Source organism: Pseudomonas sp. DR208 (genome assembly GCF_019823005.1).
Classification (GTDB): domain Bacteria; phylum Pseudomonadota; class Gammaproteobacteria; order Pseudomonadales; family Pseudomonadaceae; genus Aquipseudomonas; species Aquipseudomonas extremorientalis.
In genome coordinates, this window is record NZ_CP081944.1 from 3,620,395 (window position 1) to 3,635,897 (window position 15,503).

Sequence of the window (15,503 nt, forward strand, 5' to 3'; positions counted from 1 at the left end):
TCCTTACCGGCGATTGCCGTTGGCATCATAAGTGGGGGCTTTGGTTTCGGTGGCCGGGCGGCTGGGCGCAGCGTCGCGCTTGGGATAGCTGTTGCCAATGCCGCCGTTTTCCAGGGTCGGCGTGCGCGTGGTCGGCCCGGTCTGAATCCCGCGAACCGCCGGCGCGTTGGGCTGGGTGCCCTGCATGCTGTTGGGGTTGGCCCGGTGGATCGGGCCGTTGTTGGCGTTGTTGCTGCCGGGCAGGTTTTGTGCCTGGGCCACGGGGATCAGGGCCAGACCCAACAGCAGCGCTGCAACGTGTCGCATACAAGTGTTCATTGACAAAGCCTCTCGGGAGTGAGGAGTACGTGCTTTCGATAACACGCTACGCCTTGGGTTCGGCTTTCGACAGTAAATAGTTTCTCATCAGGTGTAACACGATCTGTCCGCGCATCTGCCAGGGGAAACTTTTCACATCAGCACCGAGTCACCAGAACACCCCCTCTACTCAAGGAGTCGCACCGATGCCACGAGCTATCTGGAAAGGTGCCATCAGCTTTGGCCTGGTGCACATCCCCGTGTCGCTGGTCTCGGCCACGTCATCGCAGGGCGTTGACTTCGACTGGCTGGACAAGCGCAGCATGGACCCGGTGGGCTACAAGCGCATCAACAAGACCACTGGCAAGGAAGTCACCAAAGACAACATCGTCAAGGGTGTGGCCTTCGAGAAAGGCCGCTACGTGGTGCTCAGCGAAGAGGAAATCCGCTCGGCCCACCCCAAGTCGACCCAGACCATCGAGATCATCGCGTTTGTCGCCAGTGACCAGATCCCGTTGCAGAACATCGACACGCCCTACTTCCTGGCACCGGACAAGCGCGGTGGCAAGGTCTACGCGCTGCTTCGGGAAACGCTGAGGAAGACCAAAAAAGTCGCGCTGGCCAACGTGGTCCTGCACACCAAGCAGCACCTGGCGGCACTCATGCCGCTGGAGTCGGCGCTGGTATTGGTGATGCTGCGCTGGCCCGCCGAAGTGCGCAGCCTGGACGCACTGGAACTGGGCAGCGACGTGACCAAACCCAGCCTGGCCAAGGGTGAACTGGACATGGCCAAGCGTCTGGTCGACGACATGAGCGCCGACTGGCAGCCCGATGAATATCGCGACAGCTTCCAGGAAAAGATCATGGCGCTGGTGGCCAAGAAGGCCAAGGCCGGCAAGATCGAGGATGTGGAAACCAGCCAAGACAGTGAAGAGCGTAAGTCCGCCGATGTGATCGACCTGACGGAGTTACTCAAGCGCAGCCTGGCCGGCAAACCCGCCAAGAAGCCCGCCGCGAAGAAAGCCACCAAGGCGTCATAAGCCATGCCAAAGCCCCTCAGCGAATACAACCGCAAGCGCGACTTCGGCGTCACCGGCGAACCGGCGGGCAGTGCGCCCGCAGGAACACGCAACGCTTCGGCGCTGTCGTTCGTGATCCAGAAACATGACGCGCGCAACCTGCACTATGACTTCCGCCTGGAACTGGATGGCGTACTGCTCAGTTGGGCAGTGCCCAAAGGCCCGAGCCTGGACCCGACGCAGAAGCGCCTGGCCGTGCATGTCGAAGATCACCCTCTCAGCTACGGCAGTTTCGAAGGCAGTATCCCGGCGGGCCAATACGGCGCAGGTGACGTCATCGTGTGGGACCGCGGTGTGTGGCAACCCCATGACGATCCCCGCAAGGCTTACGCCGCCGGCAAGCTCAAGTTCACCCTGGTCGGCGAAAAGTTGTCCGGCGATTGGGCACTGGTCCGCACGCGCCTGAAAGGCAGCGGCGATAAGGAACAATGGCTGCTGATCAAGGAAAAAGACGCGCAGGCACGACCCGCCCAAGACTACGATATTGTCCAGGCCCAGCCTGACAGCGTGCTCAGTGACGCCTCGCTGGGTAAGCCCAAATCTCGCGCAAAAGCCCGGAAAACCAGCGTCGCCCTCCCCGAACACTTCACTCCGCAATTGGCCACCCTGGTGGATCGCGCCCCCGAGGGCGATTGGCAGTACGAAATCAAGTTCGACGGTTACCGCATGCTCGCGCGCATCCGCGACGGCGAGGTGCGGCTGTTCACGCGCAACGGCCACGACTGGACCGACCGCCTGCCGCGCCAGGCCAAGGCCTTGTACGCCCTCAAACTCAAGGACAGTTGGCTCGACGGCGAGGTGGTCAGCCTCAACGGCGATGGCCTGCCGGACTTCCAGGCGCTGCAAAACGCCTTTGATATCGGGCGCAGCCTGGACATTGTCTACTACCTGTTCGATGCGCCGTTCCTGGATGGCCAGGATCAGCGCCAGGCCCCCGTCGAAGATCGCCGTGCAGCGCTGAAGACTGCGTTGTCCGGCAGCAGAAGCAAGCTATTACGCTTCTCCGAAGCCTTTACTGCCCATCATCGGGACATCTTTGAAAGCGCCTGTGACCTGGCCCTCGAGGGCGTCATCGGCAAGCGCCTGGGCAGCCCGTACGTGTCCAGTCGCAACACCGATTGGGTCAAGCTCAAATGCCGCCTGCGCCAGGAATTCGTGATCGTCGGCTACACCCGGCCACAGGGTTCGCGCAGCGGTTTCGGTGCACTGCTGCTGGCAGTGAATGACACCTCGGGATTGGTGTACGCCGGACGCGTAGGCACCGGGTTTGATCAAGCGTCACTGAAGGCGATCCATGCGCAACTCAGGCCATTGGAGCGTAAGTCATCGCCCCTTGAAAAAGCCCTGACCAGCGCCCAGGCCCGTAACGTGCACTGGGTGGAACCGACACTGGTCGGCGAAGTGCAGTTTGCCGAATGGACCCGTGAGGGGGTGATCCGCCAGGCGGCGTTTGTCGCGATGCGCACCGACAAACCGGCCGCACAGGTCATTCATGAGCAACCGCGCACGGTCAAATCCATGAAATCTGCGAAAAAAACCACCGGCACCGTGAAGATTACCCACCCGGACCGCGTGATCGATAAGCAGAGCGGCATGCAGAAGGAGCAATTGGCGCAGTTCTACAACAGCATCAGCGAGTGGATCCTGCCTTTTCTGCGTCACCGTCCCGTGTCACTGCTGAGGGCACCCGAAGGCATCGAGGGCGAGCAGTTCTTCCAGAAACATTCGGAGCGCCTGGCCATTCCCAACATCAAGCAGTTGGAACAGGCACTCGATCCCGGCCATGCGCGCCTGATGGAAGTCGACAGTGCCGAGGCGTTGCTCGGGGCGGTGCAAATGGGCACCGTGGAGTTTCATACCTGGGGCGCCACTGTCGACAAGATCGAAACCCCGGACCTGTTTGTACTCGACCTCGACCCCGACCCCGCGCTGCCGTGGAAAAGCATGCAGGAAGCAGCGCAACTCACCCTTTCGGTCCTGGACGAATTGGGCTTGCAAGCCTTCGTCAAAACCAGTGGCGGCAAAGGCCTGCACCTGGTCGTGCCGCTGGCGCGCCGGGACAACTGGGACACCGTCAAGGCATTCGCCAAAGCGATTGCCCAATTCATGACCGAGCAACTGCCTGAACGCTTCACCGCGACGTCAGGGCCAAAAAACCGGGTGGGCAAGATCTTCATCGACTACCTGCGCAACGCAAGGGGCGCCAGTACCGTGGCCGCTTATTCTGTAAGAGCGCGGCCAGGCTTGCCGGTGTCGGTACCGGTCAGTCGCGAGGAATTGAAGGGATTGCGCGGGGCCCAACAATGGACCGTCGCCAATCTGCAGCAGCGCTTGGACGGCTTGAAGAGCGATCCCTGGGACGGCTATGCCAATCGACAGAAGATCAGCAAAAAGATGTGGGACAAACTGGGCGCCCATTCACCGGAGTGAATGGCGCCCGAAGCCTTCAGATCAGCAGGAAAATGGCGGCCAACCCTGCAAAGATCGCCCATTTTTCCAGGTAATAACGCGTACGGTTGCGCTTTTTCAGTTCTTTGCCGCGCAAGCGAATCTTGTACAGCCGGGTGAAGGCGCGGTTGAGCCCGCCCGTCTTGTCACCCGCATCGTTGGGCGAGCCCGCAGCTGCCATCACATTGCGGCTGAACCAGCGATTGAACGCAGCGGCCCAGCGATATTTCATCGGGCGCTCGATATCGCAGAACAGAATGATGCGGTTCTGCTGCGTGGTGTTTTCCGCGTAGTGGATGTAGGTCTCGTCGAACATCACCGGCTCGCCGTCACGCCAGTAGTAGTTCTCACCGTCCACGTTGATGTAGCAGCCCGGGTCATTCGGCGTGTCCAGGCCCAAGTGATAGCGATACGAGCCGGCATACGGGTCGCGATGGCGCACCAGCCTGGAGCCCGGCGGCAGTTCGGCGAACATCGCGGCCTTGATCGAACCGATGCCCTGCACCAGCTCGGTGGTACGCGGGCACAGCTTCATCGCCGACGGGTGGCTGTCGCCATACCATTTCAGATAGAAGCGCTTCCAGCCGGACTTGAAGAACGAATTGAAACCTACGTCGTTGTACTGTTCCGAGCGCTTGATTTCGCCGGCGCGCAGCAGGTTCTGGCCTTCCTCGCGAATCTCCTGCCAATGCTCCTGGAGCGGGCTCAGGTCCGGGAAATCGCTGGGCGACAGGTAAGGTCGGCTGGGCAGCTTGGAAAAGAGGTAGAGAAAGCAGTTGATCGGCGCCAGGAAGGTCGAATGATCACTGAGTTGGCGCCCCAGCTTATGCCGCACCCGCCCACGCAGGTGTACATACGCAATCGAGGCAACGTAGAGAATAACAATGATGAGTTTCAAGGGATTTCGTCACAAGTCAGAAGAGAACAGGCTGCTCCTGCGTGCCCACAACGGACGAGGATGGATAGCAGCACCTGAAATCACAATTCACACAATCGGCACGACCGGCTGAGTGACCACCCGGCGCGTGGCCCTTTGCAGTTATTTAGCCACAGGTTGTAACTAAAAGTTAACTAAGAATTGTGAAAAGCTGTCTTCTGACGGATGTTGCGAAGGCGCACAACCACGGGGCATAGACCGCCGTTGTGCGCGATGCTGTTACAGCAAAGGTTCATCGTCCTTGCGCTCTCGGCGGGAAAAACGCCCCTCTTCCAGCGGCGAGTAAGGTGCCGATTGTCCACGATTCTGCACAACGTAGCGGATCAACGCGATGACCAGCCCCAGCACCAGCCCTGCAGTCAGGCTCAAGGCAACCACCAGCGCTTTCTTCGGCTTTATCGGCGCCAGCGGCTCCTGGGCGCGACGATCAATGGTCACCAGTTTGAGGTTGCTCATATCGATGTTCAAGTTGCGCAACCGCGCGACTTCGGCACGCAGCGGCTCGACATCCTGCAGGAAAATGTCCTCATTGTCGCGCCTGCGCAGTACCTCGACCTTTCGGTTCACCTCCAACATTTGCAATTCTTTGCCGATCTCGGCGACGCGGGCGTTGGTGAAATCGTCGCTGGTGCGTCGCTGGAGTGCGTCGCGCTCCGCTTCAAGCGCATTGGAGCCCATGAAATACAGCGGGATTTTCTGGTTGTTGACTTCAGTACGCATGACCTGCCCGCTCCCACCGCGTGATGCATCCGCCATTGCCGACGGCGTCGTCGGGGTTTTGATTCCCAAGGACTTGGCAATGGCGATGGCCTCGGTCAGTTCTGCCAGCCGATCACTGCGCTCCATCTTCATCTGCAGACGCAGCGCACTGAGCTCATCTTGCAACTGGGCACGCTTGAGCCGGTCGCTTTCCAGCAGTGAGGCGATCTTCGACTCTTTCTCGTTCTCATAATTGGCGCGAGCGGCATCAATCTTGCCCTTGAGCTCGTTCAAGCGGTTATTGACGATCACCTTGAGGTCCGCGCCCACTTGCTCGCGCTCGGCGCCAATAGCGTAATCGACAAACCCGTTGAGAATCGCCACACCATCGACATCGGCGGGGTACTGCAACTCCAGGCGGATGTAACTGCTCAACGAGTCAGCCTTTTTGGGGTCAGGCAGAATGAGGTTGACCGCGTTGCGATTGAAGTCTTCGAAAGACTGCTCCAGGCTTTGGCCTGGTTTCTGAAATGCCTTGAACAATTGCTGGTGCGACTTGAAAAATTCCAGCCGTGTTTCGTAAGAGTCCAATTGCGACCCCACCTTTGACAGCGCATCGGCGGGCGGTAGCTTATAAACCTCGGAACGGTTCAACGCGTCCAGCTCATTGAGCGCGGCAGGACGCAATACACTGCTGACCTCATAAGTCCGGGGCGCCAGAAGCGCGTAACCGCCCCCCAAAACCCCCGCAATGATCGCACACCCAAGGACCAGTCTTTTTTGCCGCCAGATCGAATGAAAGAGGTCGTACAGGTCAATTTCATCTGATGAAGGAGTCACATGAAGCGGGACGTTTCGATTCAAAATTAGCTCACCTAAAAAAATGACATTAAACGGCCATCACCGCAAATGTTTGGAAAGCCCGTTGAAGGGCCAGGGGCAACGCCCTGCGACACCGATGTAAAAGTCTTCGGAGCAATCTGACAACTCAAGGTAATGAAAAATCCCAACCCATTAAACTATGTTCGCCGCGCGTTGCGTAAATATTCCTACAGACATCAACGACTGGAAATATGCTTGTCATAAGAATAGACAACTTCAGTTGAATAATTGCCTTAAAACCGAAATAAACCCGAAAGGACTCTCTATGCCGATTACTCGCGATCCGGATTACCAACTGCTCCAAGGCGTCTGGGAGCAAATCGCCCTTGAAGACAACGGCGTGCCAAACCCCGTTGACGATGCCCATAGCGCACCCGGTGCACTGACCACCATCAGCGGTGACCAATTTGAAGTGCTTACGGTCAATGGTGAAGTGCTACTGGCTGGCCAGTTTTTCCTCGACAGCCGCACACTTCCTAAAAGCATCACTTGGATCGATTCCATCGGCGAAGATGCCGGCAAGCGATTGCCCGCAAGCTATCGCCTGGAAGGGGATGAATTCGTTTTTATCGCTGCAGATGAAGGCATGCCCAGGCCAATCATATTCAATACCGGCCCAGGTCAAACCATGCGTACTTTCGTGCGTCGCGCCTGACCAGCGCGTTTTTGCTTTTGGAAAAGCCCCCTCACTCAAGACGCCTGGTGGCGGTCAAGGTAAAGCACATCGGCAGCTGTGCAGGCTGGTGCTCGTACTGGTCGTACAGTTCTTCGCGATTGGAATGGGGATATTCCTGCAGGTGGCCGATCTGCAACTGCGCGCCGATCGCGGCACTGACTATGTCGCCTAAGGTATGCACGTACCAATAGGAGGTCGGTCCGGCCACTTCACCCTGGCCTTCATAGACAATCGACTCCTGCAGCACGAACGGCTCGCGCTGAAAGTAGGAACTGGCCGGCAGGAATGGGTTTTGCGCCCGGGGATCGAACACCTCCAGAAACGGGTGGGTTTCATACATCACCAACGTGCCCCCCGGCTTGAGGGTGCGCGCAACATGCTGCATGAACAGCGCTGCATCCGGCATCCAGCCCAACACCCCAATCGTCACCAGGGCAATATCGAAGCGTTCGTGCAAGGATGGCGGCAGATGATGGATGTCACTCTCGATGAACTCAGGGTTGTGCGGCGAGACATCCGCCAGTTCCCGGGCCTGCTGGAGAAATGCCGGGGATTGATCCACACCGACCACCGAACGCGCGCCCAGGCCAAACAGCGACAGGCTTTCGCGACCATTGTTGCAGCACAGTTGCACCACGTCTTTGCCGGCCACGCCAACGTCTTGCAGCAGGCCGGTAATCGTGGGGTCCAGGCAGGAAAAGTCCGCCTGGCCGACGCTGTTGAGCAACGCGTTCCAGGTGTCGGTGGTCTTGTGCAGGCCGGCCGATTGATCCCAGGCGTCTTTGTTGCAGGCAATTGCCTGTTGAGCTGAGGGCATGTCCATTGCGTCTCCAGGTAATCCATAAAAAGGGGCTCAGAAAATAAGCCATGTCCCCACGGAATAAAACCCAGCTAATGCACGAAACTTAACGCAAGGCCAACGGGTCACTAACGCAATGCGTGTTCAGTCCTTGAACACCGCTTGCGAAGTGCTCGCCGTGGCCAACCATTCCGACCTGCGTAATACCTTGTCCCTCGACAGCCTGAATTTCTTCCTCGCGGATGTGCGCGACGGCCTCGGACCCTACCTGGCCATTTACCTGCTGGCCGTGCACAAATGGGACCCGGCCAGCATCGGCGTGGTCATGACCCTGGCAGGCATCGCGGCATTGATCACCCAAGGCCCGGCGGGCGCGTTGATCGACCGCACCCGCAGCAAGCGCGCGGTGATTGCGCTGGCCGCCATTGTAGTGACCGTCAGTTGCCTGATGCTGCCCTTTGTCAGCTCGTTCAGCCTGGTGGCATTGACCCAGGCCGCCAGCGCTGTCGCTGCCTCGGTGTTCGCGCCGGCGATTTCCGCGATCTCCCTGGGAATCACCGGACCGCGCGCGTTCACCCGCCGCACCGGACGCAACGAAACCTTCAACCACGCCGGCAATGCCGTGGCTGCCCTGTTGGCCGGCGGCCTGGCCTACTTGTTTGGTCCGGTGGTGGTGTTTTACCTGATGGCGTTCATGGCGCTCGCCAGCATCATTGCGATCAGCTGTGTGTCCGCCGAGGCCATCGACCATGAAGTGGCCCGCGGCTTCGACCCGGAACATCACACCGACCATGAACAACCATCCGGCATGAAAGTGCTGCTGGCCAATCGTCCGCTGCTGCTGTTTGCCATTTGCTGCGCCCTGTTTCACTTGGCCAACGCCGCCATGCTGCCGCTGGTCAGCCAGAAACTGTCGCAGATCAACCTGCAGATGGCCACGCCGCTGACTTCGGCATGCATCGTCGCCGCGCAGTTGGTGATGGTACCGATGGCCTGGCTGGTCGGGCTCAAGGCTGACCTGTGGGGGCGCAAACCGTTGTTGATGATCGGCTTCATGATCCTGCCGCTGCGCGGCGTGCTCTACACCTTGTCCAATGATCCTTACTGGCTGGTGGCCGTGCAAATGCTCGACGGCATTGGCGCGGGGATCTTCGGCGCGCTGTTCCCGGTGATCGTCAAGGACCTGACCCAAGGCACCGGCCGCTTCAATGTCAGCCTGGGCGCCCTCTCCACCGTGTTTGGCCTGGGCGCGGCGTTGAGCAGCAGCCTGGCGGGTTTCGTGGTGCAGCAAGCCGGCTACAACGCTGCCTTCCTGACGCTTGCCGGCGTTGCGGCGCTGGCCTTGGCGTTGTTATGGCTGGCGATGCCGGAGACCTTGGAGAAACCTTCCTTCGCCGGACATACAACTGTCGCCTGACATATGCGACAATGCGCGCCAAATTCCAACACACATCCCCCATTTTCTGCTCAGCGACCGGGTTTCGCGCCTTGATGTCGCTGTTGACGCATGCCTGAAGGCTCTTGCCAACACGCTCGCAACCCATTGATAGGTAAAGTAATTGATCTCCACAGCTAACATCACCATGCAGTTCGGCGCCAAGCCGCTCTTCGAGAATGTCTCGGTCAAGTTCGGCGCTGGCAACCGTTATGGCTTGATCGGTGCCAACGGTTGCGGCAAGTCGACCTTCATGAAAATCCTCGGCGGCGACCTCGACCCGTCCGGCGGCCAGGTCATGCTGGAACCGAACGTACGCCTGGGTAAACTGCGCCAGGACCAGTTCGCCTACGAAGAATTCACCGTGCTCGACACCGTGATCATGGGCCATGAAGAGCTGTGGAAGGTCAAGGCCGAGCGCGACCGCATCTACTCGTTGCCGGAAATGAGCGAAGAAGACGGCATGGCCGTGGCCGAGCTGGAAACCGAGTTCGCCGAGATGGACGGCTACACCGCCGAATCCCGCGCCGGTGAGCTGCTGCTGGGCCTGGGCATTCCCCTGGAACAGCACTTCGGTCCGATGAGCGAAGTGTCTCCTGGCTGGAAACTGCGCGTATTGCTGGCCCAGGCGCTGTTCTCCGATCCTGAAGTGCTGTTGCTCGACGAACCGACCAACCACCTGGACATCAACACCATCCGCTGGCTGGAAAACATCCTGACCCAGCGCTCCAGCCTGATGATCATCATCTCTCACGACCGTCACTTCCTGAACAGCGTGTGCACCCACATGGCTGACCTGGACTACGGCGAGCTGCGCCTGTTCCCGGGCAACTACGACGAGTACATGACCGTGGCGACCCAGTCCCGCGAGCAACTGCTGTCGGACAACGCCAAGAAGAAGGCGCAGATCTCCGAACTGCAATCCTTCGTCAGCCGCTTCTCGGCCAACGCCTCCAAAGCCAAACAGGCCACCTCCCGTGCCAAGGCGATCGACAAGATCCAGCTGGCCGAAGTCAAACCGTCGAGCCGGGTCAGCCCGTTCATCCGTTTCGAGCAGAACAAGAAGCTGCACCGCCAGGCAGTCATGGTCGAAAAAATGGCCAAGGGCTTCGACGGCAAGCCGCTGTTCAAGGACTTCAGCTTCCAGGTCGAAGCTGGCGAACGCGTGGCGATCATCGGCCCGAACGGTATCGGCAAGACCACCCTGCTGCGCACCCTGGTCAACGAACTGACCCCGGACGCCGGCAGCATCAAGTGGACCGACGCTGCGGAACTGGGCTACTACGCCCAGGACCATGCGCATGACTTCGAAGACGACGTGACCCTGTTCGACTGGATGGGCCAGTGGACCCAGGGCGAGCAAATGATCCGTGGCACCCTGGGCCGTATGCTGTTCTCCAACGACGAGATCCAGAAGTCGGTCAAGGTGATTTCCGGTGGTGAGCAAGGCCGCATGCTGTTCGGCAAGCTGATCCTGCAAAAGCCGAACGTACTGATCATGGACGAACCGACCAACCACTTGGACATGGAATCCATCGAAGCGCTGAACCTGGCGCTGGAGAACTACCCGGGCACGCTGATCTTCGTCAGCCACGACCGTGAGTTCGTCTCGTCCCTGGCCACCCGTATCATCGAGTTGAGCGCCACCGGCGTGATCGACTTCAGCGGCAGCTATGACGACTACCTGCGTAGCCAGGGTGTGGTGTTCTAAAGCACTCCGCCAAAAAGCCGTGCCAAGCGGGCCCGTTGTGATTGAGCGGGCCTGTTGTGGCGAGCGGGCTTGCCCCGCGTTGGGCTGCGAAGCAGCCCCAATAGAAAACACCGAGTTCTGTCAGACAGAGCGCGGTGTTTTTTAGGGCCGCTTCGCGCCCCAACGCGGGGCAAGCCCGCTCGCCACAACAAGCCCGCTCGCCACAACAGCATCGTTTGCCGCACAAAACCTATTCATCAGACAAAGTCGTTAGCCAGCTTCCTTTTCCCCCGCGCCCTTGCCATCATGCCCGCACCGCCCGCCCGCGAACGAGTGCCCATGCCTGCCGCCGCCCCCAGCTCGATATCGATCACCCTGCAGATCGTTTCCATTGTCTTCTACACCTTCATCGCGTTTATCTGCATCGGCCTGCCGATTGCGGTGATTCCTGGCTATGTACACGAACAACTGGGTTTCAGCGCGGTAGTGGCCGGGATCACCATCGGCTCGCAGTACCTGGCGACGCTGCTCAGCCGCCCCATGGCCGGGCGCATGTCAGACAACGTCGGCACCAAGCGTGCGATTGTGCTGGGCCTGGCCGGGATTCTAGTGAGTGGCGTACTGACGTTCTTCGCCACGCTGGTGGCAAGCCTGCCATCGTTGAGCCTGGGCATCCTGATCGTCGCGCGGCTGCTGCTGGGGGTGGCCCAGGGGCTGATCGGCGTGGGCACCATCAGTTGGTGCATGGGCGCGGTGGGTGCGGAACACACCGCACGGTCCATCTCGTGGAATGGTATTGCCTCCTACGGTGCCATCGCGATTGGGGCACCGCTTGGCGTGGTGATGGTCGCGGAATATGGCTACAACAGCCTCGGCATCGCTCTGACGGTATTGTCCGCGCTAGGGCTGGTGCTGATCCGCAATAAACCCTCGGTGCCGGTGGTACGTGGCGAGCGGCTGCCGTTCTGGGCGGTATTCGGACGTATCGCGCCGTTTGGCGCCAGCCTGTGCCTGGCTTCGATTGGCTACGGCACCCTCACCACCTTTATCACCCTGTACTACCTCAATCGTGGCTGGGCCGGCGCGGCTTACTGCCTCACGGTATTCGGCGTGTGCTTTATCCTGTCGCGACTGGTGTTTATCTCTGCCATCAGCCGTTTCGGCGGTTTTCGCGCAGCCATTGCCTGCATGACCATCGAGACCCTCGGCCTGACCCTGCTGTGGCTAGCGCCGTCCACCGGGGTGGCATTGATCGGCGCCGGGCTGACCGGCTTTGGCTTGTCGCTGGTGTACCCGGCGCTGGGTGTGGAAGCCATCAAGCAGGTGCCCAACAGCAGCCGTGGCGCGGGGCTGAGTGCGTATGCGGTGTTTTTTGACCTGGCCCTGGCGATTGCCGGGCCGTTGATGGGCGCCGTGGCGCTGAACCTCGGCTACGGCTGGATCTTCTTCTGTGCCGCACTGTTGTCGGTCACGGCCCTGGGCGTGACCCTGCTGCTTATGCGCCGCGCTTACTGATCAGCGGTCTGCAAGCCCGCCCGGGTAGATTGGCCGAGGGTGTGACTGAAGAACCGCCCCGCCTCGGAGATCAGGTCGCGGTGAATGCCTTCGCGGTCAACCCCATCGGCATCCGTGCAGATCGCCGGCATTGTTGCCAACTGATCGCTGTCGCACGGCGCCATGAACACGAAGTGCCCTGCCCCGGCCAGTAGCTTGAAGTCCGGCGGCTCCGGCAGTTTGCGCGCCAGCGCGGCGGCGTTCTTGTCCACCGCCACCAACTTGTCACCGTCGCCGCTGTAGAGCAGCACGGGCACATGCACATCGGCCAGGGTGTGACGGCCGAACATCAGGCTCAGCGGCGCCATCAACATCAAGGCATGAATGCGCGGGTCGGATTGCGGTTGCAGGTCATCACGGTCCACCACCAGTTCGCCCTTGGTGGTGCAGGCGTCGCGATCTTCCGGACGCTCCTGGCAATACCGGCGCAGGCGGTCGAAATCCGGCTTGGCGCCGGCCAGGATCAACGCGGTCTCACCCCCGGCTGAATAGCCAATGACACCCACCTGGTCCACGTTGACGAATGGCGAGAGCATCGGGTCGCCCAGGGTGGCGGTGATTGCTTCGGAAATCTGGATCGGCCGCCCGTACAGGTTGCTCACCGTGCCCAGGCGACTGTGATCCTTGTAGTTGTCGCCAGGGTGCAGCACCGCTACCACTACAAAGCCCTTGCGCGCCAGGGAGGTGGCCAGGTCATGCAGCGCCAGCGGCGTGCCGGTGTTGCCGTGGGACAGCATCAGCATCGGGAAACGGCCGATGGCGATCTTGGCATCTTCGGTAGCGGCGACGCGGTAGGCGCCCAATTGCGTGGTGTGCTCAAGGCCAGTGGACGGGTAGAACGCCACGGCTTTCATCGGCTGCAGGTCCAACGGATCCAGAAACGTCATGCGATGGAAGCCCACACTCCAATGCGGGTGCGGCGCAGGTGCGGCGTGCACTGAAATCAGGCCGCCGAGCAGGGAAAGAACCATAACGGCACAAAGACGCATCATGGGGATGTCCACCTTTGCTGCGTGAGAACCGACATATCGAAAAAAGTCCAGGGTGTTAAACCCATGCTTGCACAACCTGGGCCAAAGTAATGACAGCGCACAAACGAAAAAACTCCGTACTCCGTTCGCTTTGAGGCGAGCAGAATACAGAGTTTAGGCGCCCGGCTTCAGAATGAAACCGAGCAAAAGCGGAATTTACACAAGCCTTACGCGACGGCGAACAATTGTTCGTTGATGACCACGTTGGCGTCGTTCAGGGCTTTGCTGCGCACTTCATCACCGTAGGCCAGGCCTTCGGCGCGTACGATTTCGATATCGGTGATACCCAGGAAGCCAAACAGCAGTTTCAGGTAGCCTTCATGGGCAGCACCCGAGGCCTGGCCGGCGTGCAGGCCGCCCGCGGTGGACACGATGATGACCTTCTTGTTGCCGCACAGGCCTTCAGGGCCGGCTTCGCTGTAGCGAAAAGTCTGGCCGGCAACGGCGATACGGTCGATCCAGGCTTTCAACTGGGTCGGAATGGTGAAGTTGTACATCGGTGCGCCAACCACTACCGCGTCGGCGGCGAGGAATTCAGCCAGCGACGAAGCGCTCAGCTCAGCCTCATGCTTCTGCGCGGCATCACGCAGTTCGGCGGCGGTGCCGAGGGCGCCGAGGGTTGCGCCGGAAAAGTGGTTGATGCCTTCGCTGGCCAGGTCGCGGTAGGTCACTTCCACACCCGGTTCAGCCGCTTGCCAGGCCTTGACCACGCCCGCGCTGAGCTGACGGGAAGCCGAGTTGTCGCCGAGGATGCTGGAATCGATATGCAAAAGTTTCATGCGAAATCTCCAAGTGAGGATCGCCGTGGGGCGATCGAGTGAGGTTCATCCTACAGATGATCCGAATAAAGGATTAGACCATTGAAACGCGACTGTTTGTCCCGCCAGCAGGACAATGTTCAATGGGACGACACGTAAATCGACGCCGACGCACGCGCCGGCAACGCATAGGTGCGCTTCATCCACTGGATTTCCGCCTGGGGTGTGCGCCCGAAGAAGCGCTTGAACTCGCGACTGAACTGCGAAGGGCTTTCATAGCCGACCTTGGCACTTGCAGTGGCGGCGCTGATATCGCTGCGCAGCATCAGCAAACGCGCCTGGTGCAGGCGCGTGGACTTGAGGTACTGCATCGGCGAGGTGTCGGTGACCGTGCGGAAATGCGCGTGAAAGCTCGGCACGCTCATCATCGCCTCTCGGGCCAACGCCTCCACGTCCAGGTGCTGGGCATAACACCCATGGATCTTGCGAATCGCCCGCGCCACCTTGCCGAACTGCCCCTGGCGATTCAACGCGGCGCGCATCGAACCGCCCTGCTCGCCCGTAAGGATCCGGTAGTAGATTTCGCGCATCAACGCCGGGCCGAGGATGTGCGCGTCCATCGGCGTGCCCATGGCTTGCAGGAAGCGCAACAGCGACTCGCTGAGCAAGTCATCCATGGGCGATGAATACATGCCCCGCGGTTTGGCGTCGACCAGCGCCGGAAACTCATCCAGCGCCACCATCAGTTCGGCCGCGAGGGTGAAGTCCAGGCGCAGGTACACCGCGAGCATGGGCTCGGCTTCGCTGGCGTCGGTCTCCATGGTGAACGGCACCGGCACTGACACCACCAGGTAGTGCCGGGCGTCGTACAGGTAAACCTCATCCCCCAGGTAACCGCGCTTGCGCCCCTGGCAGACCATCACGATGCCGGGGTCATACAGCACCGGCACCCGCTGCAACGGGCGGTTGGAGCGCAGGAAGCGCACGTCATCCAGTGCGCTGAGGTTATAGCCCTCGACAGGCGCCAGGGTGTCCATCAGCGCGATGATTCTGTCTGTACGGTCCATGGATCCTGGCCTCTGTGCAAAGTGCCACGGTAGCGCGCAATCCGCATCCAGGCTACGGCCTCATAGGAATAGGCAATCAGCACATTGGAATGGATATTCGCTCAAACACTGTCTCTGCGTAGCCTGGAACAGCACTTTCAGCCCTCGGAGA

General features: G+C 60.2%; 13 protein-coding genes. 6 read left to right on the forward strand and 7 right to left on the reverse strand.

Annotated features, from left to right (window positions below; translation table 11 throughout):
* Positions 1 to 3: 3 nt before the first annotated feature.
* Positions 4 to 318: a hypothetical protein gene (locus tag K5K89_RS16550; protein ID WP_071488428.1), complete on the reverse strand. Its 315-nt coding sequence runs from the start codon at positions 316 to 318 to the stop codon at positions 4 to 6.
* Between the two features lie 185 nt (positions 319 to 503).
* On the opposite strand from K5K89_RS16550, the gene K5K89_RS16555 reads away from it, so the two are divergent.
* Both K5K89_RS16555 and ligD read left to right on the forward strand, forming a co-directional pair.
* Entirely contained in the window at positions 504 to 1,337 is an 834-nt protein-coding gene (locus tag K5K89_RS16555; protein ID WP_222539821.1) for a Ku protein, read from the forward strand.
* Between the two features lie 3 nt (positions 1,338 to 1,340).
* Positions 1,341 to 3,806 carry a DNA ligase D gene (gene ligD, locus K5K89_RS16560; protein ID WP_222539822.1) on the forward strand — a complete coding sequence of 822 codons (2,466 nt, stop codon included), beginning with the start codon at positions 1,341 to 1,343 and terminating at the stop codon, positions 3,804 to 3,806.
* Positions 3,807 to 3,822: 16 nt separating this feature from the next.
* On the opposite strand, the gene lpxO is transcribed toward ligD, so the two are convergent.
* Together lpxO and K5K89_RS16570 are read right to left on the reverse strand one after the other, a co-directional pair.
* Positions 3,823 to 4,722, reverse strand: a complete 900-nt coding sequence (lpxO, locus tag K5K89_RS16565; protein ID WP_071488431.1) for a lipid A hydroxylase LpxO — start codon at positions 4,720 to 4,722, stop codon at positions 3,823 to 3,825.
* Positions 4,723 to 4,980: 258 nt separating this feature from the next.
* Positions 4,981 to 6,324 carry an LPS O-antigen chain length determinant protein WzzB gene (locus tag K5K89_RS16570; protein WP_222539823.1) on the reverse strand — a complete coding sequence of 448 codons (1,344 nt, stop codon included), beginning with the start codon at positions 6,322 to 6,324 and terminating at the stop codon, positions 4,981 to 4,983.
* Between the two features lie 283 nt (positions 6,325 to 6,607).
* On the opposite strand from K5K89_RS16570, the gene K5K89_RS16575 reads away from it, so the two are divergent.
* A complete protein-coding gene (locus K5K89_RS16575) occupies positions 6,608 to 6,997 on the forward strand; it encodes a TIGR03067 domain-containing protein (protein WP_071488433.1) in 390 nt (129 codons plus the stop codon).
* Positions 6,998 to 7,028: 31 nt separating this feature from the next.
* Here K5K89_RS16575 and K5K89_RS16580 read toward each other — a convergent pair whose 3' ends face one another.
* Positions 7,029 to 7,841: a class I SAM-dependent methyltransferase gene (locus K5K89_RS16580; protein ID WP_071488434.1), complete on the reverse strand. Its 813-nt coding sequence runs from the start codon at positions 7,839 to 7,841 to the stop codon at positions 7,029 to 7,031.
* A 154-nt stretch (positions 7,842 to 7,995) separates the two neighbouring features.
* Here K5K89_RS16580 and K5K89_RS16585 point away from each other — a divergent pair, with 154 nt between their 5' ends.
* The 3 genes from K5K89_RS16585 to K5K89_RS16595 all read left to right on the forward strand — a co-directional run bounded on the left by K5K89_RS16585 (position 7,996) and on the right by K5K89_RS16595 (position 12,457).
* The gene (locus K5K89_RS16585; RefSeq protein WP_092250282.1) at positions 7,996 to 9,234 is read left to right on the forward strand and encodes an MFS transporter; all 1,239 of its coding nucleotides are present in this window, start codon (positions 7,996 to 7,998) and stop codon (positions 9,232 to 9,234) included.
* A 142-nt stretch (positions 9,235 to 9,376) separates the two neighbouring features.
* Positions 9,377 to 10,963 carry an ABC-F family ATPase gene (locus tag K5K89_RS16590; RefSeq protein WP_083351449.1) on the forward strand — a complete coding sequence of 529 codons (1,587 nt, stop codon included), beginning with the start codon at positions 9,377 to 9,379 and terminating at the stop codon, positions 10,961 to 10,963.
* 318 nt (positions 10,964 to 11,281) lie between these two features.
* The gene (locus K5K89_RS16595; RefSeq protein WP_222539824.1) at positions 11,282 to 12,457 is read left to right on the forward strand and encodes an MFS transporter; all 1,176 of its coding nucleotides are present in this window, start codon (positions 11,282 to 11,284) and stop codon (positions 12,455 to 12,457) included.
* On the opposite strand, the gene K5K89_RS16600 is transcribed toward K5K89_RS16595, so the two are convergent.
* From K5K89_RS16600 to K5K89_RS16610, 3 genes are all read right to left on the reverse strand, one after another.
* Positions 12,451 to 13,488 carry an alpha/beta hydrolase family protein gene (locus tag K5K89_RS16600; RefSeq protein WP_222539825.1) on the reverse strand — a complete coding sequence of 346 codons (1,038 nt, stop codon included), beginning with the start codon at positions 13,486 to 13,488 and terminating at the stop codon, positions 12,451 to 12,453. The genes K5K89_RS16595 and K5K89_RS16600 overlap by 7 nt on opposite strands.
* 206 nt (positions 13,489 to 13,694) lie before the next feature.
* Positions 13,695 to 14,306, reverse strand: a complete 612-nt coding sequence (locus K5K89_RS16605) for an FMN-dependent NADH-azoreductase (protein ID WP_222539826.1) — start codon at positions 14,304 to 14,306, stop codon at positions 13,695 to 13,697.
* Between the two features lie 119 nt (positions 14,307 to 14,425).
* Positions 14,426 to 15,352, reverse strand: coding sequence for an AraC family transcriptional regulator (locus K5K89_RS16610; RefSeq protein ID WP_222539827.1), 927 nt, complete (start codon positions 15,350 to 15,352; stop codon positions 14,426 to 14,428).
* Positions 15,353 to 15,503: the final 151 nt, after the last annotated feature.

Excerpts from the sequence above, each read along its gene's own strand:
- K5K89_RS16550 (WP_071488428.1), bottom strand. The coding sequence starts at position 318 with ATGAACACTTGTATGCGACACGTTGCAGCGCTGCTGTTGGGTCTGGCC.
- K5K89_RS16555 (WP_222539821.1), top strand. The coding sequence starts at position 504 with ATGCCACGAGCTATCTGGAAAGGTGCCATCAGCTTTGGCCTGGTGCAC.
- ligD (WP_222539822.1), top strand. The coding sequence starts at position 1,341 with ATGCCAAAGCCCCTCAGCGAATACAACCGCAAGCGCGACTTCGGCGTC.
- K5K89_RS16575 (WP_071488433.1), top strand. The coding sequence starts at position 6,608 with ATGCCGATTACTCGCGATCCGGATTACCAACTGCTCCAAGGCGTCTGG.
- K5K89_RS16580 (WP_071488434.1), bottom strand. The coding sequence starts at position 7,841 with ATGGACATGCCCTCAGCTCAACAGGCAATTGCCTGCAACAAAGACGCC.
- K5K89_RS16595 (WP_222539824.1), top strand. The coding sequence starts at position 11,282 with ATGCCTGCCGCCGCCCCCAGCTCGATATCGATCACCCTGCAGATCGTT.
- K5K89_RS16600 (WP_222539825.1), bottom strand. The coding sequence starts at position 13,488 with ATGATGCGTCTTTGTGCCGTTATGGTTCTTTCCCTGCTCGGCGGCCTG.
- K5K89_RS16605 (WP_222539826.1), bottom strand. The coding sequence starts at position 14,306 with ATGAAACTTTTGCATATCGATTCCAGCATCCTCGGCGACAACTCGGCT.
- K5K89_RS16610 (WP_222539827.1), bottom strand. The coding sequence starts at position 15,352 with ATGGACCGTACAGACAGAATCATCGCGCTGATGGACACCCTGGCGCCT.